Consider the following 20,097-nt stretch of genomic DNA (forward strand, 5'->3'; position numbering starts at 1 on the left):
AGGTCTCAGATCTTTTTATTGTTTTAGAAAGTGAAGGTATTTAAGCGTATTATGATTCTAAAGGGTATTTATTTATATCTAAAATATTTGCACAAAAAAAGTAGCATAATTAATCTTATGCTACTTCCTCTGTTTTTTCCTTCTTTTATATCTTTTTTGTATATGCTCTTCGAGTCTTGTGGTGTTCGGCATTAAAACCATCCCAGAGTGCCGAGACTTTATTGTTTTGTTCCAATTCGGGATTACTTTCCGCAAAATGGAAACCACTTTTGTGTGCGGATGGAATAAAGTCATTAAAAATCATTGCATTTACTCCTTTTCCTTGATATTCGGGTGCAATACCGATTAATAAGAGGTCAATTACTTTATTGCTTTTAAATTTCAGAGCCTTAAGCAGGTGATACCAACCTGTCGGGAATAATTTCCCTCCTGATTTTTGTAAAGCCAGTGATAAACTGGGCATTCCGATTCCAAAAGCAACAAGTTCGTCTGTTTCCTCCTTTATGATAAGAGAAACAATATCCCATCGAAGCAGGGGAACATACATCTTTACGTAATAATCAATTTGCTTTTGAGTAAGAGGTACAAATCCGTATAGTGGAGCATATGCTTCGTTCAGTAAGTTGAATACTTTATCAACATAAGGGGTTATCTGCTTTAAATTTTTGAATTTCAGAAGCTTTAATCCATATTTATTGGCAACTATATTGGCTATACGTTGATGTCTTTCGGGAACAGCTTTGGGAACGGGTATATAAAATTCGTGCCAGTCTACATCTTTTTCATATCCTATCCGCTCTATTTGATCTTTATAATATGGGTAACTGTAAGTTGTTGCCATAGTGGTTATTCTATCATAACCGAATACCAAAAGACCTTCGTGATCAAGATCGGTAAATCCCATCGGGCCTTGTATCGCATCCATTCCTTTGCTGCGTGCCCATTCTTCTGCCGTGTTGAAGAGTGCATCTACAACCTCCTTGTCATCGATAAAATCAACAAAACCAAAACGTGCATGTTTTTGTTTCCATATTTCATTTGATCTGTGATTGATGATAGCTGCAATACGCCCAACGATTTTATCGCCTCTGTAGGCTAAAAAGAGTTGTTGCTCACAAAAGTCAAATGCAGGATTTTTACTCGAATCAAGAGTACCCAGTTCATCTAAAACTAAAGATGGTACATAATAGGGGCAATCTTTATACAGATTTATAGGGAATTTGATAAATTTCTTTTTAGATGCTTTATCACTTATAGGGACAATTCTTACCGACATTCTTTTTTTATAAATAATCAATAATTAAGTAAAACTACATAATTTATTATTACATTTTATCATAGTAACTATCTCCAGTTGCTATGATTTCCAAGACAATAAAAGGATCCGAGACCTTACTACTTTTCGACTTTGTGGCAAAGATAAGATTTTTTACTGAAAGTGAGTTTATACTCGTTTTATTGTTGAAAGAGTGTGTGTATAATTGCCAGACTCTTTGTTGTAAATTCCTTGTGAATCAATCGTGTCGATTCTGACTCTTCCCGAGGCATGTATGACTTTATTATTTCCTAAGAAAATTCCGACATGATTGATGCGATTATTCTTTTCGAAAAATAAAAGATCAGTAGGCTGTGCTTCCTCCAATGAATTTACTTTTGTCCCTTCCAAAGCTTGCACTCTGGCATCCCGAGGTAGTAAATAACCATTCAAAGAGAATACAATTTGGGCAAGTCCCGAGCAATCAATTCCCATTATGTTTTTTCCTCCCCATAAATAAGGAGTATTAAGAAACAGCATAGCCGTAGCTATTATATTTTCCTTGCTACTTTGAGGAAGATAAGTGACAAAAGTGGGATGAATTTGAAAGACCTTTCCTCCAATTTCAAAATTACTTTTATCGATGTTATAGCGTGGCAGTATACTTCCCGCAGATAGTCTGTATACTGTTTTATCAGTCATACAGAATACATCAGCTATAGGTACACATGTTCGAAATACCGGACCGGTATTGATTTCGTTATAAGTTTCTTCATCTATTTCATACAAAACTTTAAAGTCTACCCAGCCTTGATAACCATCTCTGTAGTTCCTTATTTTGATGAATGAGCCTGCCTCTTCGGTTAATTCACAAGTGTCACCAAAAAGTAATTGACTCACCATTTCTGATGATTCACTGGCTTCTGAACGAATAGGTAGAGCTGTATTTAAATAAATAGCATATTTCATATTCTTAAAAAAATAATGACTGTAATTGTCTGTCTCTGTTTTGCTTACTCAAAGCAAGAAATAATTCTGCTAATTTAGACTTTATTTATACTGATAATGTCCTACAATTTTCCATGCAAAAAGCCTATCTTCTATAACCTGACCGCCTCCGATATTATGCACAATGAGGTGTCTTTTACCGTCTTTCGATTTTCTGTCGACCACTATACCTATATGTGCCAATCCATTATCGAGAGTCCACGATACTATATCTCCCGGCTGATAATCTTCCGCATTGGTGGATATTGGCTTTGCAATACCATTGCGGGTGAAAAATGTTTCGAGATTATACACTCGGCGATGATCTATATTTGTATCTGTTTTTTTTAGTCCCCATTTTTTCTGGCTAGGGTATTTGCTGAAATTGGCTTTCATATCTTCATGTACCTTTTTCTGAAGATCTATGTTCATTTTACGATATGCCCTTATTACAACATCGGTACATACCCCTTTGTTTGCAGGAACATCTCCATTCGGATAAGGGATCGAGAAATATGTAGGGTCGTATGTTACTTTAGACCTTGTTAAGTCTATTGCTGCATCAGATAATTGATTGTAGAAATCCTTTTCTTGGGCGGTTACTACAAAGCAACTGTAAAAGTATATAATTATAAAAAGTAATTTATTCATTATTCAGATATTAAAGTCTTAGACTTTTTTATACTGTGACAAAAATAATTGAAAAGCTTTTCTTGTACAAGAACAAAGATAGTTTCCAACTGCCAATGCAGTATATGTGTGTTATTTATTGTGTGATGCGTTTTAGTTTTACAAATAATGTAGATGCTTTTTGCTCAATAGAATCTAAAATAGGCTTGAATATGATTTGTCTTACTTTTTCGATACATGCACATAGTATAAATATAAGCATTGCCATTCCTATTAATGCTAGGCCGAAAAGTAGAGGGTTTGCTATTGCATTATTTACTTGTTCAACAAGTCCTTTAATCAGTAAACGAGTGTCGGTCGTATCATGGATCATATATACTCCAAAGCATAATGGAGCTATTTTATTTATTATATTACTCTGTATTTTTATTTTTCTAAAAGTGTAAAAAAAGAAAATTGCTCCAAGGATAACCAGAGGGCATCCGTATGATACCAGCCGTTCTGCAGTGTTTGTATAATTGATAGAGAGTAGTATATAAACAAGTAATAATGTCAGGAGATAAATGCATATATACAGAATCAAAGGTTTTTTAAGGTCTTTAATATATTTACCGCAAAACCGGGCGATAATATATATTGACAGAATTGTGAAAAAGCTATGCCCACTTCCCGAATAGAAATTATAACCCATTATTGGGTAACTACTATTTATATATACCAGAATAATGACAATAAGACCCGATTGGTATATGTTTAGAGATTCGATGCCTTTATTGATGAAAGGCGATAATATATAAACGCCCAGAAAAGCATTTAAGAACCACCATTGTGCGTATGTTACAGGAAAAAAGCTATGAATGAAATCGGGTGTAGAGTAAGCTTCCTTAGCTATAAAACCATGATATATGATATAGGTGGCTACCGAATAGAAAGTTGCCTGTAAGATAAATGAAAGTAGCGTTTTTGCTTTAAATTTAATACCATAATAACCGGAAATGAATACAAAACAATTTACTGCAATAATGGTAAAGGTATTCAAAGATACAAGTAATGTACTTTTAGATGGACTGCTATTTTGGCATCCATGTACAATCAGGTGATGTATAATAATCATAATCATCAGAACTATCCGTAACAGTTCTATATTTGATTCCCGATTTTTAGTGTTAGTGTTGAGTGTTGAAGTCATGGTGATTTTACAGTTTATTTTCGAGTGTTACAGAGTGAGAGACTCTGTTTGTTTATTAGGTGTCTATTTGATATGTGTCTATTTTCTTTGAAATATAATTTAATACTGGTTTGAATATAATTTGCCTTATTTTCTCGATACATGCACATATCGAAAATATAATTAACGTTGTTAGTAATAGAATACCGAGCATGGTAAAGTTATTATCTATTTTACTGTTCATGCTCTTAATAAAAGTCATTATTGTTGTTTTTATTATTCCTGAGTCATGAAGTAAATAGATACCAAATGTAAGAGGGGCAATTTTATTTATTAATTTGTTTTTAATTTTTATTTTCTTGAAAAGGTAGAAAAATAAAGCAGCAGCTGCTATAATCCATATGCAGTTATATGCCATTAGTCGCCATGTGAGAAGCTGCCTGTCTTGACTAAAGCATGTGTATATTATGATAAAACTGAAGAGGAAGACGGACAGGTATACAGGGAGAATGTTTTTTATTTCTGTAATGTATCTATGGCAATAGCGGGCTATAATATAAATTATTAGTAAGTTGAAAAACGAATAACCGTCTTGTGTATAAAAATTATATCCGACCAAAGGATACCCTCCTCCTATAATAAACAGTAGGATTATAAGTATGATAGTTTGTTTTTTACTAATGTTTTCCAGCCCTTTGTTTATTATAGGTGATACTATAAATAGTGCTATGTAGGCATTAAGGAACCACCAGTTTACATATGTGATGGGAAAGAAGCTTCTTCGGAGTTCTGAATATGATACCGGGCTATCATATATTACACACTTTAACAAGTACAATGAAACAGAATAAAACAGAGCTTGTAGTACAAATGCAATTAATGTTTTTACTTTGAATTTTATACCATAAAATCCGGAGATAAATACAAAACAGTTAACAGCTATTATTGTAAATGTATTTAAGAATAGAAATAGGGCATCTTTATTTGTTTTTTGATAGTCTCCGGTACTTATAAGGCTTAAATCGCATCCATGCACAATCAGATGATGCATAATGATCATGAGTATAAGAACTATCCGTAGCAGTTCTATATTCGATTCCCGATTTTTAGCGTTAGTTAGTTCTTTCTCCATATTCTTCACCTTGTTGAGTGATGTGCTAACAAAATAAAACGATTCAATACCGGTTTATTTTATATTGAATCGTTTTAGTAATGCCTCCGATTTATTTATTACTTTTAATAGATATAAGTAAATCAGTTTATAGTTTATATGCAATTTGAAAATTGCTATAAGATCAATTTCTAGATTGGTTTATTTTAACTTCTCTAAGATTTCATCCACAGCTTTAGCTAAGCCATCAGAATTTTTACCTCCTGCTGTCGCAAAATGTGGTTGTCCTCCACCTCCGCCTTGAATGTTTTTTGCTGCTTCGCGTACAATAGTTGACGCATTTAATCCATGTGCAACAAGATCATCCGATAGCATCAGGGTCAGATTGGGTTTTTCGTCTATATCTGTTGCTCCTATGAACGCTGCATGCTCAGGGAACTCGCCTCTGATCTGAAATGCTATGTCTTTAACAATGTCAGCAGGCAAATGTCCTCTTAAAGTGAATATTTCGATGCCATTGACTATTTGTCTGTTTTTGATAGTAGACTCTTTTATCTGAATTGCCTTTTCTTTCATAAACTCTTCAATACGCTTTCGCATTTCAGCGCTTTCGCTGAAGAATTTCTGGAATGCCTGAGTTAAGTTGGGGGCATTGTGCATCAAAGCCTTTAATTCGGTGATAATATCTTGTTGTGCATAGAAATATTCTTCGCATGCTTCGGCGGTAATTGCTTCGATACGTCTTACTCCGGCAGCTATAGAACTTTCGTTAATGATACGAAACGAACCGATTCGCCCTGTTGATGAAATGTGAGTTCCCCCACATAGCTCTACAGAATCGGCAAAACGGATAACACGAACTTCTTCACCGTATTTTTCTCCAAACAGAGCCATCGCTCCCATTGCATGGGCTTCCGAAATAGGAATGTTACGAGCCTCATTCAATATAATATTCTCTCTTATTTTAGCAGTTACAAAACGTTCTACTTTACGAATTTCCTCGTCAGTTAACTTTTGGAAATGCGAAAAGTCGAATCGAAGAACTGCCGGTGAAACAAAAGAGCCTTTTTGTTCAACATGTGTACCTAATACTTCACGTAATCCCTCATGTAATAAGTGAGTTGCCGTGTGATTACATTCTACAGCTGTTCTCCTTTCCGTATTGATACGAGCTACAAAATGTGCTGTAATATCTTTCGGTAATTTTTTTGTGATGTGTTCAGCCAGATTGTTTTCGCGTTTGGTGTCGATAATTTCTATCTTTTCATCATCGCTGATTAACCAACCTGTATCGCCGACCTGTCCACCCATTTCCGAATAGAAAGGAGTACGGTCGAGTACTATTTGATAAAATTCGTTGTTTTTTTGTTTCACCTGACGGTAGCGGAGTATCTCAGCTTCGCATTGCGTGTAATCATATCCGATAAACTCCTGCTCGCCTTCACGTATCACAATCCAGTCGCCGGTTTCTACAGCAGCAGCATTGCGGGCACGGTCTTTTTGCTTTTGCATTTCAGCTTTAAAGCCTTCTTCATCAACACTCATATTATTTTCACGTAATATAAGTTCAGTTAAGTCAAGAGGAAATCCGTATGTATCGTATAAAGTAAAGGCATCAAGACCTTTTAAAACAGTTGAGTTGTTAGCTCTTGTTTCAGCAATTTGTCTATCCAATAACTTTATACCGGTATCCAATGTGCGTAGGAACGATTCTTCTTCTTCCTGAATATCTCTAATAATAAGCGTTTTTTGCTGATATAGTTCAGGGTAAGCCTCGCTCATTGTTTCGATAAGGGTAGGGATCAGCTTATACATAAATGCTTTGTGCTGATTAAGGAAAGTATATCCATAACGAACAGCACGGCGAAGAATACGACGAATTACATATCCGGCTTTGGCATTCGAAGGTAATTGCCCATCGGCAATAGAAAAAGCAATCGTGCGGATATGGTCTGCGATAACTCGCATAGCTATATCTTTCTTCTCGTCCTCACCATATGTACTGTCGGTTAACTCTCCGATAGCTTTGATTAATGGTTGAAATACATCTGTATCGTAGTTTGAAGTTTTACCTTGTACAGCCATGCAAAGACGCTCAAATCCCATACCTGTGTCTATAACTTTAGCAGGAAGTTCTTCAAGAGATTTGTCAGCTTTACGGTTAAATTGCATGAAAACAAGATTCCATATTTCGATAACATCAGGATCTTTGTTCACCAATAATGCACCGTCAACTTTGGCGCGTTCTTCGTCGGAACGTATATCGATGTGTATTTCGGAACAAGGACCGCAAGGACCTGTATCGCCCATTTCCCAGAAGTTGTCTTTTTTATTTCCATTTATAATACGTTCTTTAGGTAAGTATTGTACCCAAAAATCGGCAGCTTCGTCGTCGCGAGAAAGTCCGTCTTCGGGCGATCCCTCAAAAACAGTTACATATAGTCTTTCTTTGTCCAGTTTCAGAACTTCAGTCAGATATTCCCATGCCCAAGCAATAGCTTCTTCTTTGAAGTAATCGCCAAAAGACCAGTTACCCAACATCTCAAACATAGTGTGGTGATAGGTATCGTGACCTACTTCTTCTAAATCGTTGTGCTTTCCGCTTACGCGTAAACATTTTTGAGAATCCGCTACTCTAGGATATTTAATAGGTGCATTGCCCAAAATGATGTCTTTAAATTGATTCATACCGGCATTGGTAAACATCAATGTGGGATCGTCTTTAATCACCATAGGAGCTGAAGAAACAATCTGATGTCCTTTAGACCTAAAAAATTCTTTGAATGAATTGCGGATTTCTTTAGAAGTCATGATATTTATAACTATGTATTTTGTTTTACAGATTCTTAATAAATAATAGCTTGCAAAAATAAGCTAAAAACTTTACTTTTGTGCCCATCTCAGCGAATAAAATTGAGGTGACTTTATCTTAAAGAATGGCAAAAAAGGTATTTTATATATATAATTCACAATCGCTGACGTATGAGCGAGTCTATCCGAGCCTGGGAAAAAAAATATTTATAATCATTCGTAATCTTTTAGGGGGCATTATCTTGGGAGCTTTAGGCTTTTGGGCACTAATGTATTATGTACTGGATTCTCCCAAAGAGATGGAATTGAAAAAAGAAAACCGCTTAATACGTACACAATATAATGTATTGTCCAAAAGAATGGATAATATCTCCGAAGTGTTAAAGGATATCCAACAGCGAGATGATAATATGTACAGAGCCATTTTCCATGCCGAGCCTATTGCTTCTGCAATACGTAACTCAACGGCGGGAGGAATCGGAAGATACGATTATCTGATGGAATTATCCAATCCGGATCTGATTGTTCAGACCTCTAAAAAAATAGATCTTATCTCGAAGCAATTGTATGTACAGTCTAAATCTTTTGATGAGATACTAGATTTATCGAGACAGCAAAAAGACCGTTTGCAGCACATACCCAGTATACAGCCTGTAGCGAATAAAGATCTTTCGCGTGTAGCTTCGGGTTATGGTACGCGTATCGATCCTGTATATGGTACTTTAAGATTCCATGCCGGAATGGACTTTACGGCTAAGGAGGGTACCGATATTTATGCAACAGGAGATGGTGTAGTAACTTGGGCTGAATGGCGGCAGGGTTATGGTAATTGTATCATCATCGATCACGGTTATGGTTTTGAGACATTATATGGTCATATGAGTTCGTATATTGCTAAGCGAGGTCAGCAGGTGAAGCGTGGCGAGCTTATAGGTAAAATAGGAAGTACGGGTAAATCAACAGGTCCTCACTTGCATTACGAAGTGCATGTAAAAGGTAAACCCGATAATCCTGCGAAGTACTACTTTATGGATCTTACTCCTGAAGAATACGATAAGATGTTGCAGATTGCAGCGAACCATGGTCAGGTAATGGATTAAAGTCGATTGTTGAGATTTAGCTATCATTGTGAGGTTTGATTTTGAATTTATCATTTAACTTTGTCTTTTGACTTAAAAGTATGATAGACTTTAGTAACAATAAGAAATTGTATTTTACCATAAAAGAAGTAGCTAATCACTTTAAAGTGAATGAGTCACTTCTTCGTTTCTGGGAAACCGAGTTTAAAGAAATTAAGCCTCGTAAAACTCCCGGAGGTGTACGCCAATATACCCGAGAAGATATTGAAGCTATCGAATTAGTTTATTCTTTAGTCAAAAACAAAGGGTTAACTCTCGAAGGGGCAAGGCAGACTCTTAAACTGAAAAAAGATGAGGAAACACGTCGCATTGATTTGATTCACAGATTGGAGGATATCAAAAAAGAGCTTAATGACTTGAAAGAAGGTTTAGAGAGTATATCATAAGCCTTACATCATAATAATTATAGAGCAGTAGAAATGAAAGTTTCTGCTGCTTTTTCTTTTTAAGCTCACTACACTAGTAGTTGCCTTGCTAAGCAAAGCAACAACTAGTGTAGTTATATTCTTAAAATGTATCACAACATATTTTCTTCTGTTTACTAAAAAAGAATCTGTTTTTTATTGCACAATCCAAATTAAAGTATCTACTTTGTAATTCAAAGTGGAAAGTATATGAATAGCAATATTGATGATTTAAGATACATTCGTTCTACAATGGAACGTTCGACCAAATTCCTTTCGTTGAGTGGAATATCAGGAGTCGTGGCAGGTTTAGTTGCTCTCTGTGGAGCTTTTATAGCCTATCTTATAATGACAAGATCGTTTGCTGTAACAGGTATTATCATATATGATCTTCTTATTCTGGCTGCTATTGTTTTGGTTTGTGCATGCTCGGTTGGAATCTATTTTTCAGTACGGAAAGCAAAGAAAATAGGAGCTAAGTTTTGGACTCCGGTGACTTTTCAATTGATAAAAGATGCAGGTGTTCCGCTCGTTGTTGGAGGCCTCTTCAGTCTGATATTGGTATATCAAGGCTATTTCGGTATGACAGCATCTACGATGCTTATCTTTTATGGTATTGCATTGATTAATGCAGGAGCTAGAACGTATCGGGATATTAAAATACTGGGAGCCTGCGAAATCGTATTGGGTTTGCTGGCAGGTATATTTATTGGAAACGGGCTGATATTGTGGGCAATGGGATTTGGTGTTTTGCATATTGTGTATGGCATTGTGATGTACATGAAGTATGATGCAAAATCAGATAAAGCAAATGGATGATGAAAGATATAATATCAGGTCTAAATAAGATATTTGATAGCAGGATACGCTTGGGTATTATGTCGGTATTGGTTGTAAATGATAGTGTCGATTTTAATACTATTAAAGAGTTGCTCGAAGTGACTGACGGTAATTTGGCAAGCCATCTTAAGGCTTTGGAAAAAGAGGAGGTGATTGCTGTGAAAAAACAGTTTGTCGGGCGAAAACCAAATACCTCATATAGTGTTACCGATCACGGGCGGAAGCTATTTCAGGAACATATTGATGCACTCGAAAAATTAATTAATCCTTTAACGTAAATTTTTTTTAATTACATACTTTGAATTTCAAAGTTCTTTTAAATTATAAAGCAATATGGAAACTTCTAAATCATTTTTTCAAAAACATTCAGTAATCGTAAAGATTAGTATGATCGCAGTTTTAACTTTATTGATGCTTATACCTGTAAACATGGTACAATCGTTGATAAGAGAGCGGGAGGAAAATAAAACAATTGTGCAGGAAGAAATCAGCGATAAGTGGGGTGGGCAGCAACGTTTAGTTGGACCTGTACTTGTTTTGCCTTATAAGACAAGAATTGCCGAAGGAAATCCGATAGTTGTGAAATATGCTTACTTTTTGCCCGATGAGTATAGCATAGAGGGTGAGATAAAACCCGAAGAACGTTCTCGGGGAATATATCAGGTTTTATGCTATCAATCGCTTATGCAGGTTAGGGGAAAGTTCAATTTTCCTGATTATGAAAAACTCAATTTGAGTGCCGACCAGATACAATGGGAGGATGCCTTTTTGTTAGTAGGAGTACCGGCGTTGCAAGGGATCAAAAATAAAATAGATTTCAATGTGAATGGAAAGTCCCTTGATATATTAGCCAGTGTTGCTCCGAATGATTTAATGAACTCGGGTCTGACAGTGAAAATGCCCTTAAATCCTGCTGATATCAAGGAGGCTTATAACTTCAATTTCGATTTGGCTTTGAACGGTACTGACGGACTTTATTTTGCACCTATCGGCAAGCATACTAGCATACACATGAAGTCTGAGTACAAAACGGTAACCTTTATAGGTGATTTCTTACCTAATAGTCGAAAAATAGATCAATTGGGATTTGATGCTCAATGGGAGATTTTCGATTATAATAGAAATTATGCTCAAATGTGGATAGGGCAAAATTCGGGTATCAGTGATTCATTATTAGGCGTGGATTTATTACTACCTGTCGATCAGTATCAAAAGACTATGCGTTCGGCTAAATATGCCATTATGTTTATAGTGCTCACTTTCGTTGTCTTTTTTATGGTTGAATTACTGAACAGAAAACGCATACACCCCGTTCAATATTTGTTGGTAAGCTTTGCTCTGGTATTGTTCTATAGCTTGCTTCTGGCATTGTCCGAATACATTGGCTTCGAATGGTCATATCTGATATCGGCGCTAGCCATTGTATCGCTTATTACCTCTTATTCTTATTCGATATTTAAGTCAAAAAAACAAGCGTCTTTTATGGGAGTATTCTTGTGTATATTGTATGTTTTCTTATACGTAATTCTTCAACTAGAAGATATGGCTCTGTTGTTGGGCAGTGCAGGATTATTTATAACACTAGCAATAGTGATGTATGTATCTCGTAAAGTCGATTGGTATAAAGAAGATGATAGGGTAGAGCAGTCTCTAAACTGATATGATATTAAAACAATATAAGAGAGGCGGATACTAGTATCCGCCTCTCTTATTATTTAAACATATCTGTTGTTTAAAGTATTTATTCTTTTACCAACACAATCATATCGGAAAACTGTTTAATAATTTCTGCATACGAATACTTTAAACGTGCGTAATCTTTGGCATCGTATAAGTTTGTATTGAAGAAATATTTCGCAGATACTTCTATTTTATTATCTACCTTCTTTGTGCTGTAATTTATGGTCATTAAGCGACTATCGTGAGTAAGCTCTTTGGGAAGATATTCGACTTTATAACCTTCGGGAATCTCTATTTCTGATTTATATTCTACGTTACGTAAATAGATAAGATCAATAGGAAGTGTCCGTGTGGTTTGCTTGAACATATTATCCGAAACAGACAGATTACAGAAAGGATGAATGAATAATTTACCCGAAGCACTTTCGAAAGAGGTACCTGAATTAAATGAGAAGCTAAAGGGTTTATTCATTTCCGAATAATTGATAACGGTAAGGCTATCCTCGATATTCACGTTGTTATTTTTCTTAAAATAGTCTACCAGATTATCATTTTTACCATCGTAAGTATTGCGGAATTGATAAGCATCTTGCCCCGAAAGTATATATTCGATATTTACCTTCAATAATTGTTGCTCAGGTAATACTTTAATCTTAAACATCTTTTGAGTCTTTGCAACTTCTTTTTGAGTTGTAACAATCCATTCTTCGGTTTTAGGTTTAACTACCAGTGCTTCAACATTGGTACACCGTATAGGTAATTCGTCAAAATACCGAAGAGGCTCGGTTGCATCAGCAAAATATTTTTGTCCGTCTATTTCAATTTGGGCAATTACATAATTTAGAAATTGCTGAAACGGATGGCTTTTACTTACAGCACCATGATTTCGGGTACTTAAAACAACCGGATTGACCGTTATATTGGCAGCTTTAAGTAATCCGATCAGGTATAAATTGATATCTGCCGAATTACCGCTTTTAGCTTTTAGGAAAGTAGATAAATTATCGGTTGCAAATTTGCCATTCGTTTCATCCCATTTATACATGGTTTTTACGTATTGGGTAATTTCAATAGCTTGTTCCAGTTGCGATTTATTAGCAAGGTCAAGTGTAGGCAACAGTTTTTTTCCTTCTTTTTCGCTGTTCTTTATATATTTGCCAAAATCGTCTCTTTTTAAGAAGTCATCGCAAAGAGCAGGCCATGTTGATATATAATTTTGAAAGCCCCCATTTGGAAAATAAATTTTAGAAATCTGGAAATTTATACTTACCATATAGTCTTCCTCTGCGCTGATAAATTCTTCATCCCTGAATGCAGGTAGGTTTTTCATACCAAAGGAGTAAATTTTTTCCTGATAAAGCAGAGATCCGAATCTTATATCCTGATTTTTTGTGACAGAATCAAATTCATCGAATTGCTTTACGCCCCGTACTATGTAAGTATATTCGTAATAAGGAATTGCCTTGTAGATAAGTTTGCTGTGTATAACAGGTATCTTTTGTTGGAACTCCCATTTCCGCATATGAAAGAAAAAGGGTGTGACAATGTGGTATTTATATTCTATGACGGAACCTTCTCTAACATCGGGCAGTGCGATTTTGAGGATAGATACATCGTTGTTAATTTTTTCTTCAAAAATCTTTTTAGTATTAAGAACTGTTTTGGTTGGCTTTCCGTTTTCGTTATTGTATACGGTTGCCTCTATGTCAATAATAGACTCAACATCTCTGCCATCTTTATAAAAAGGAATTTCTATCTGGGCATACTTCGTTCCCGCAGCCTTTAATATTTTTATTTTGGTTCGGGTCTCCATGTGCAGAAGAAACCCTTTGGTATCGTCTCCTTGAAAATAGTTAGTACCGATATCATATATAACTACCGCCTCTGCTTCGGGGTCGGCTGTATATTCAGTCATAGATGCTTCGTACTGGGTAATTTTGCCATATTCTTCCGAATAGTTTTCCTGAGCCTTGCTAAATAATGGCGCGATAGCCACTAAAACACAAAGGATTATTTTTCTCATAGTACTTCTATATAATAATTTTTAATTTCGAGATTTCTAAGTTGCTGAATAAATTCATAAAACTTGCCATATTCGGCAAGAGGATAGTTACCCGCTTTTATCAGCATCGATTTATAAACTGTCAGTTGATTGTCTTTTGCTTTAAACTGTAAGATATAGTGTCCGTAAGGTGTTATTATGTGTACGTTTGACGGAACTTTGCTGATAGTTGTATTCGGTATATCATACACAAGGCTGTCTTCGTAATATTGGGGATAGTCAATCTGAACATCCTGTTTCCTTTTATCCGGGATTTCATAAAAAGGAACCTTTAAAGAATAAGGTGTTATTGATATGTTATTTCCGAATTTCTTGGAAACGCTGTGCATCCGGCATTGTACATCCAATTGTATTTGAGCACTATCTCTCGAAGTTTTTATAAAATCGAAGTTTATCAAATCAAATGAGCCTGTAAGTATATTGTTTTGCATGTATTTGTCTACAACGTTTTTGTTGATGTTTTTCGACAGGTAATTAGAGCTCTCGTATTCTTCGCCCCGACGGGTTATCAACATCGCCATATTTGCCGAATTGTCGTTGTTTAATGTTGTTTTTATACTACGATTGCATACAATGTCTATTGGCTTTTGGGCAGGAACGGAAATCAGTTTGCTGTTATTTTCCGTTATAAGCAATGCCTTTCTGTTTTGTATCGAAGAATGTATGTATCCAAATGGAAGATTATTAGTTGTACATTCTAAAAAGGTGGTATCCTTACCAAATGGAATGGCCAGGATAACGTGGTTGAAGTCCTGAGACGCAAAATCAGGATCGATTTCTTCGACCTCATCAGACATATTTATAAGTGTATAATAAGATGGTATGTCTGCATATTTTAATATCGCCTTCATGTAATTGGTCAACGCTTTGCAATCTCCATAACGATTGGTCGCGACATATTCTGCGGGGTGGGTTTGAAGCCCACCGACATTTAACGTTACATTGATATAGCGGTTATAGTCTTGAAGATAATGATAAAGTATTGTGGCTTTATCTCTGTCATTTGTAACCCCTTCGATAAGCCCGTCTATTTTTTTTGTTTCAGATTCGGGAAGTTGATCTCTGTTAGCATTTAAGCGATATATCCAGTTTCCGAAAGTCTGCCAGTTTTCGAAACTGCCACTTACTCCGTAAATAAAGTTTAGGGGAACGATTTCTAATAAAGGAGCATTGCTGTTGTTTACAGAAGCATTCATTTCCCTTAGTAAGGGTTCGTAACCGAATTGCCAGGTGTAACGTATCGTTTTTAAGCTTGTTTCTTTCTGAGGAGCATCTATGTTTTTTTGTTTGTATTTTATCGGCTGGTCTTCGGTGGTTTCGACCGTAATCTTAGCATTTTTTATTTTCAGCCTTTTGTTTCTGTAATCGTATGATGCTATCTGAACAAACTTATTTAAAGTGAGTTTGTATGAATATATAACTCTGTATGGGTATTGATTGTGCTTTAGTTCAAATTCTTTAACAAAATCGTCTTCATAGAGCGATATATCAGAAATAGAACTCCGATCTAATATTTCTTTACTTTTTAGTTTGCGGATAATATTACCCGACATGTCTTCAATCCAAGCATCGCCAACGGATAGTTTGTCTCCTTTCGAATAGGCTATCTGTATTGCTGCGTCATTATCGCCATCCCTGTTATTTATCTGTATGATAATGGTATCATTTATTGTTAACTTATTATCTTTTATTTGTCGATGAGATATTAAACTTACAATTTCGCTCGATGGTAATTCGTCAGATTTGGTAGTATTTATCAATAATATTAAACAAAATAAGGTCAGTATTAACCGCATAAAGATAGATATTAAGTTATTTTTGCAAATGTAGTTAATAAAGTAATATTGTGAAGCGGTAACCATGTATTATAAAGGAAAAAGTTTGCCTTCACAGGGTGAGGGCAAACTTTTATATTAATGAGAAAGCTCTGCTCAAATTAGAAATTCCATTTAAGAGGCTCAAAGTATGCTTGTGGATGCAAACATGCCGGACATTGTTTGGGGGCAGTTTTGCTTTTGATTACGAAGCCACAATTGATGCATTGCCATTCGATAGGTTCTTCACGCATAAATACTTCTCCGCTTTCAACTCTGGCAAGAAGTGCTTTGTAACGATCTTCGTGCATGTTTTCTACCTTAGCAATCATGCGATACATTACTGCAATTTGTTTAAATCCTTCAGCCTCTGCGATGTCTGCAAATGCAGGGTAGTCTTGTGCCCATTCTTCGTGTTCTCCGGCAGCAGCTTCTATTAAGTTTTCGGCTGTAGTACCAATTCTTCCTGCAGGATAAGAAGCGGTAATTTCTACCATGCCACCTTCCAGATACTTGAACATACGTTCAGCATGCTCTTTTTCTTGTTCGGCAGTTTCCATAAAAATGGCTGCAATCTGTTCAAAACCTTCGTTTTTAGCAGCTTTGGCAAACATGGTGTAACGCATTCTTGCTTGGGATTCTCCTGCGAATGATTTTAAAAGACATTTTTCGGTTTCTGTGCCTTTAATACTCTTTTCCATAATAGTTTATAGTTTTAGTTATTTTATTTAGTTGATCAGTTTTTATAATAACTAATGTGATAATCTGTAGATGAATACAGTCTTAAGTCTTTCTGGTTGATAGTGATAAAGTTACCAAATTATGACGGAGGAAAAAAACGGGTTTCTGATTCTGAAAAGTCTGTTTAGACTGTCGTGAAAATAAGTCCTACTAATTCAGATGATTAGCAGGATTTATTTACTTCTGTTTTAGACCTAATTTATAATTGATCTAAGTTAAGGTTCAAGAACTTTTATATTTTTCTTAATAATCTATATCTAAAGATGATAATGGGAACGGTGCCTAATGTTATTGCAAAACCGGCTAAAGTTTGATCTTGGTCGAAACCTATTGCATATTGATGCCAAACTGATATAACAATAAGTATCGTAGATAATGCTATACAGGATAGGTTGATAATATTGTTTTCTCTAGTTCTGAATACCTCTTTATTTTTGCTTGCATTTTTACGACCATACCATGTGTGTCGTTTTTATAGTTGAGATTTTAATAAACCTAATAACTCTCTTGTCATCTGACGGTTTACATAGAAGGGGGTATTCAGACTGAACTTTGTCTCTGATTTTCTGTTATAATAACAGATTAGTACAAAGATGAAGATTGTTATATAAAGCACCAATACCATCAATATGGTATATTCCTCTACTCTAAGAGTGTTTTATTTATGGGTGAACTTGATGGCTGATTCTTTATTTTTGCTATGCCCAAAGCTGTTTTATTCATATTTATTTTTTACTTTTGTAGAAGAGTATTAAATATTCAATCAATAATTATTATAATAAAATTAAAACAATGGTAAGTTACAAAGAATTAGGTCTTGTTAACACAAGAGACATGTTCGCAAAAGCAGTAAAAGGCGGATATGCAATCCCTGCGTTCAATGTTAATAATATGGAGCAGTTGCAGGCTATCGTTCAAGCTGCATCTGAAACAAAATCGCCAGTAATCGTACAGGCTTCTAAGGGAGCACGTCAGTACGCTAACCCAATTTTATTGCGTTATATGCTTCAAGGAGCTGTTGAGTACGCTAAAAGCTTAGGTTGGGAAAAACCTCAAATCGTACTTCACCTTGACCATGGTGATACTTTCGAAACTTGTAAAGACTGTATCGATTCAGGTTTCTCTTCAGTAATGATCGATGGTTCACACCTTCCATACGAAGAAAACGTTGCTCTTACTAAAAAAGTAGTAGAATACGCTCACCAATTTGATGTAACTGTTGAAGGCGAACTAGGTATTTTAGCAGGAGTTGAAGATGATGTTGTTGCTGAACACCACACATATACTAAACCTGAAGAAGTTGTTGATTTTGCTACCAGAACAGGTTGTGATTCTTTAGCTATTTCAATCGGTACTTCTCACGGAGCTAATAAATTTACTCCAGCGCAATGTACTAAAGATGCTAATGGCGTGCTAATCCCACCTCCATTGCGTTTCGACGTACTAGAAGCTTGTGAAAAAGAACTTCCAGGTTTCCCTATCGTATTACACGGTGCATCTTCAGTTCCACAAGATCAAGTTGCTATAATTAACAAATACGGTGGTGCATTGAAAGATACTATCGGTATTCCAGAAGAACAACTACGCAAAGCTGCTGCTTCTGCTGTATGTAAAATCAATATCGACTCTGATAGCCGTCTAGCTATGACTGCTGCAGTTCGTGAAGTATTTGCTACTAAACCAGAAGAATTTGATCCACGTAAATATCTTGGACCAGCTCGTGACAATATGAAAAAATTGTACAAACACAAAATCGAAGCTGTGTTAGGTAGTGCAGGTAAAGCATAATTGTATAAATAAGTACAATAAACAGAAAAGGGTTTCAAATTTATTTTGAAACCCTTTTCTATTCTCTTTACTCTCTTGATTTGAGTGCTTACAGTAGCCTGTTTCTATTACACCAGACAGTTGTAGCGTATGCAAACTTTGACGAGCCCCATGCGTCTTATATTTTTTTTCAATATATCTTGTGGCGGATATATCGGGTTATGGCTACGAAGGCTTACATAGTCTTCTCCGAGCTCCGATTGATGTATATACTTTAGAGTTAAATAATTTTCATCTTCTTCGCGGGATATATCCATAACATACATCTCTCCCCAATATATATTATTTACATCCGCTATTCTTTTATAACAAACAATATCACCCGTTCTTAATATGGGATACATGGTATCTGTATGAATATATAAGGCAGCATCGCAGTTAGGCATATGAGGAATTAATAATACAGATTCGGAGTCTTTAGACCTATTATACACCGGATGGCTTGAATTCGTAATAGCATCCAATGTGTAAACGGGTATAGGACAAGATTCATATTCTGAACTTGATTTTGAGTCGGATTCATAAACGAGTCCTTGCTTTAACATATTCCCTCTTCCTGTTATTAACCAAAGTAGATCAATTTCGGGATAAGTACTTATTATTTTTTCTAACAATAGATCTGAAACACTAGCACTTAGCTTGTCTTTGTCTAAAAATCCTCTTTTGATATTAGTTTCGTTAAGAAAAGTGGTTTTGGTTATTCCCTTAAAATCAATAAAATGTAGAATACGGTCTTTAGTTGTTAAATGCATATGGAAGTTGCGTTTGTTTGTTCTGTTATAAACATCTGTGCAAAAATAGCGAAAAATAATTTAACTATAAAGAGTGTATGTCTATAAATGTTAACTAATATTGTTGTTTTGTCGTTTTGTTTTTCTTCTGTGTTTTTAAATTATTTCCAGTTTTTCATTCTCTTTTGTTTTTCTGGCTTTTGTTTTTACTAATATTATTGGCTTTTTTTTAATCTAGAATGCTGTTGTATAGAGGTGAATGATCTTTTTTTGTTTGGATTTGTAATTTGTTTCAGATATTTCACTATGAATCTTGTTATGTTACTATAAAAAGTGTATTTTTGCCAAAGAGAGAATAATTATACATGAGAAATAGTCTTTTTGGAGTTTTAGTAGATATTTTTTTTACTTTTTTATCTTAATAGAGTATTTGTTATATATAGTTTGACAATAGAAGGATATTGTGGATAAATTTCTTCTCCGATTGATACAGTATAAAAAATAGTAGTAAAAAATATAAACTACTGGAAAGGAGAGTTACAAATATCAGTGATTGATATAAGATCTAGTAGTAAATAGAGGGTTGTGTTGGTAAGTAAATCTATAGTCGTTGTTCTGTTAAATCCTAACATTATTTACCAAATCATAACTGTATAGCAGTGAGGTGTAGTGATTACACTTCACTGTTTTCTTGTTAGATTTAGGTCGTATATATTTTTCTTTAAATCCTTCTTTATAAACAGATATCATTATATTGTTGTTCAATGCAGATTTATTTATTTTTAGTGTGTATAAAAGTAGTGGTTCTGAAAAGTTGTAACAGCGTTTAAGAGATCCGAAAAAAATATTTTGTAAAATATAAAACAGGGCAGTTATTTATAAAGTAACTGCCCTGTT

At 35.1% G+C, this 20,097-nt stretch carries 16 protein-coding genes; 6 read left to right on the forward strand and 10 right to left on the reverse strand.

Going from position 1 to position 20,097, the window contains the following annotated elements; genetic code table 11:
- Nucleotides 1–145: 145 nt before the first annotated feature.
- The 6 genes from G7051_RS13980 to alaS all read right to left on the reverse strand — a co-directional run bounded on the left by G7051_RS13980 (nt 146) and on the right by alaS (nt 7,965).
- Nucleotides 146–1,276, reverse strand: coding sequence for a hypothetical protein (locus G7051_RS13980; protein WP_166201202.1), 1,131 nt, complete (start codon nt 1,274–1,276; stop codon nt 146–148).
- Nucleotides 1,277–1,444: 168 nt separating this feature from the next.
- Nucleotides 1,445–2,224 (reverse strand): C40 family peptidase, encoded by a 780-nt coding sequence (locus G7051_RS13985; RefSeq protein ID WP_166201203.1) that lies wholly within the window; start codon nt 2,222–2,224, stop codon nt 1,445–1,447.
- A gap of 81 nt (nt 2,225–2,305) precedes the next feature.
- Nucleotides 2,306–2,893 (reverse strand): DUF1287 domain-containing protein, encoded by a 588-nt coding sequence (locus G7051_RS13990; protein ID WP_166201204.1) that lies wholly within the window; start codon nt 2,891–2,893, stop codon nt 2,306–2,308.
- A gap of 115 nt (nt 2,894–3,008) precedes the next feature.
- Entirely contained in the window at nt 3,009–4,061 is a 1,053-nt protein-coding gene (locus G7051_RS13995; RefSeq protein ID WP_166201205.1) for an acyltransferase family protein, read from the reverse strand.
- Between the two features lie 55 nt (nt 4,062–4,116).
- Complete coding sequence (locus G7051_RS14000) at nt 4,117–5,172, reverse strand: acyltransferase family protein (protein WP_166201206.1); 1,056 nt, start codon at nt 5,170–5,172, stop codon at nt 4,117–4,119.
- 180 nt (nt 5,173–5,352) lie between these two features.
- Nucleotides 5,353–7,965, reverse strand: coding sequence for an alanine--tRNA ligase (alaS, locus tag G7051_RS14005; RefSeq protein ID WP_166202809.1), 2,613 nt, complete (start codon nt 7,963–7,965; stop codon nt 5,353–5,355).
- A gap of 122 nt (nt 7,966–8,087) precedes the next feature.
- On the opposite strand from alaS, the gene G7051_RS14010 reads away from it, so the two are divergent.
- The 5 genes from G7051_RS14010 (at nt 8,088) to creD (ending at nt 12,004) form a co-directional block, all read left to right on the forward strand.
- A complete protein-coding gene (locus G7051_RS14010; RefSeq protein WP_166116375.1) occupies nt 8,088–9,062 on the forward strand; it encodes a M23 family metallopeptidase in 975 nt (324 codons plus the stop codon).
- A gap of 80 nt (nt 9,063–9,142) precedes the next feature.
- Nucleotides 9,143–9,487 carry a MerR family transcriptional regulator gene (locus G7051_RS14015; protein WP_166116377.1) on the forward strand — a complete coding sequence of 115 codons (345 nt, stop codon included), beginning with the start codon at nt 9,143–9,145 and terminating at the stop codon, nt 9,485–9,487.
- A 228-nt stretch (nt 9,488–9,715) separates the two neighbouring features.
- The gene (locus G7051_RS14020) at nt 9,716–10,324 is read left to right on the forward strand and encodes a hypothetical protein (protein ID WP_166201207.1); all 609 of its coding nucleotides are present in this window, start codon (nt 9,716–9,718) and stop codon (nt 10,322–10,324) included.
- Nucleotides 10,324–10,623: a transcriptional regulator gene (locus G7051_RS14025; protein ID WP_166117730.1), complete on the forward strand. Its 300-nt coding sequence runs from the start codon at nt 10,324–10,326 to the stop codon at nt 10,621–10,623. The genes G7051_RS14020 and G7051_RS14025 overlap by 1 nt, the downstream gene beginning before the upstream one ends.
- Nucleotides 10,624–10,678: 55 nt before the next feature.
- A complete protein-coding gene (gene creD / locus G7051_RS14030) occupies nt 10,679–12,004 on the forward strand; it encodes a cell envelope integrity protein CreD (protein ID WP_166201208.1) in 1,326 nt (441 codons plus the stop codon).
- An 82-nt stretch (nt 12,005–12,086) separates the two neighbouring features.
- Here creD and G7051_RS14035 read toward each other — a convergent pair whose 3' ends face one another.
- The 3 genes from G7051_RS14035 to rbr all read right to left on the reverse strand — a co-directional run bounded on the left by G7051_RS14035 (nt 12,087) and on the right by rbr (nt 16,602).
- Nucleotides 12,087–14,048 (reverse strand): DUF3857 domain-containing protein, encoded by a 1,962-nt coding sequence (locus G7051_RS14035; RefSeq protein WP_166201209.1) that lies wholly within the window; start codon nt 14,046–14,048, stop codon nt 12,087–12,089.
- A complete protein-coding gene (locus tag G7051_RS14040) occupies nt 14,045–15,883 on the reverse strand; it encodes a DUF3857 domain-containing protein (RefSeq protein ID WP_166201210.1) in 1,839 nt (612 codons plus the stop codon). Before G7051_RS14040 ends, G7051_RS14035 begins: the two co-directional genes overlap by 4 nt.
- Nucleotides 15,884–16,023: 140 nt before the next feature.
- On the reverse strand, nt 16,024–16,602 hold the full coding sequence (gene rbr, locus G7051_RS14045) for a rubrerythrin (protein WP_166116389.1): 579 nt from the start codon (nt 16,600–16,602) through the stop codon (nt 16,024–16,026).
- 832 nt (nt 16,603–17,434) lie between these two features.
- Here rbr and G7051_RS14050 point away from each other — a divergent pair.
- Nucleotides 17,435–18,430: a class II fructose-bisphosphate aldolase gene (locus G7051_RS14050; RefSeq protein WP_166116392.1), complete on the forward strand. Its 996-nt coding sequence runs from the start codon at nt 17,435–17,437 to the stop codon at nt 18,428–18,430.
- Between the two features lie 107 nt (nt 18,431–18,537).
- Here the strand turns inward: G7051_RS14050 and G7051_RS14055 are convergent, their stop codons facing one another.
- A complete protein-coding gene (locus tag G7051_RS14055) occupies nt 18,538–19,221 on the reverse strand; it encodes a S24 family peptidase (protein ID WP_166201211.1) in 684 nt (227 codons plus the stop codon).
- Between the last annotated feature and the right edge of the window lie 876 nt (nt 19,222–20,097).

It is taken from the genome of Dysgonomonas sp. HDW5B (assembly GCF_011299335.1).
Taxonomy (GTDB): domain Bacteria; phylum Bacteroidota; class Bacteroidia; order Bacteroidales; family Dysgonomonadaceae; genus Dysgonomonas_A.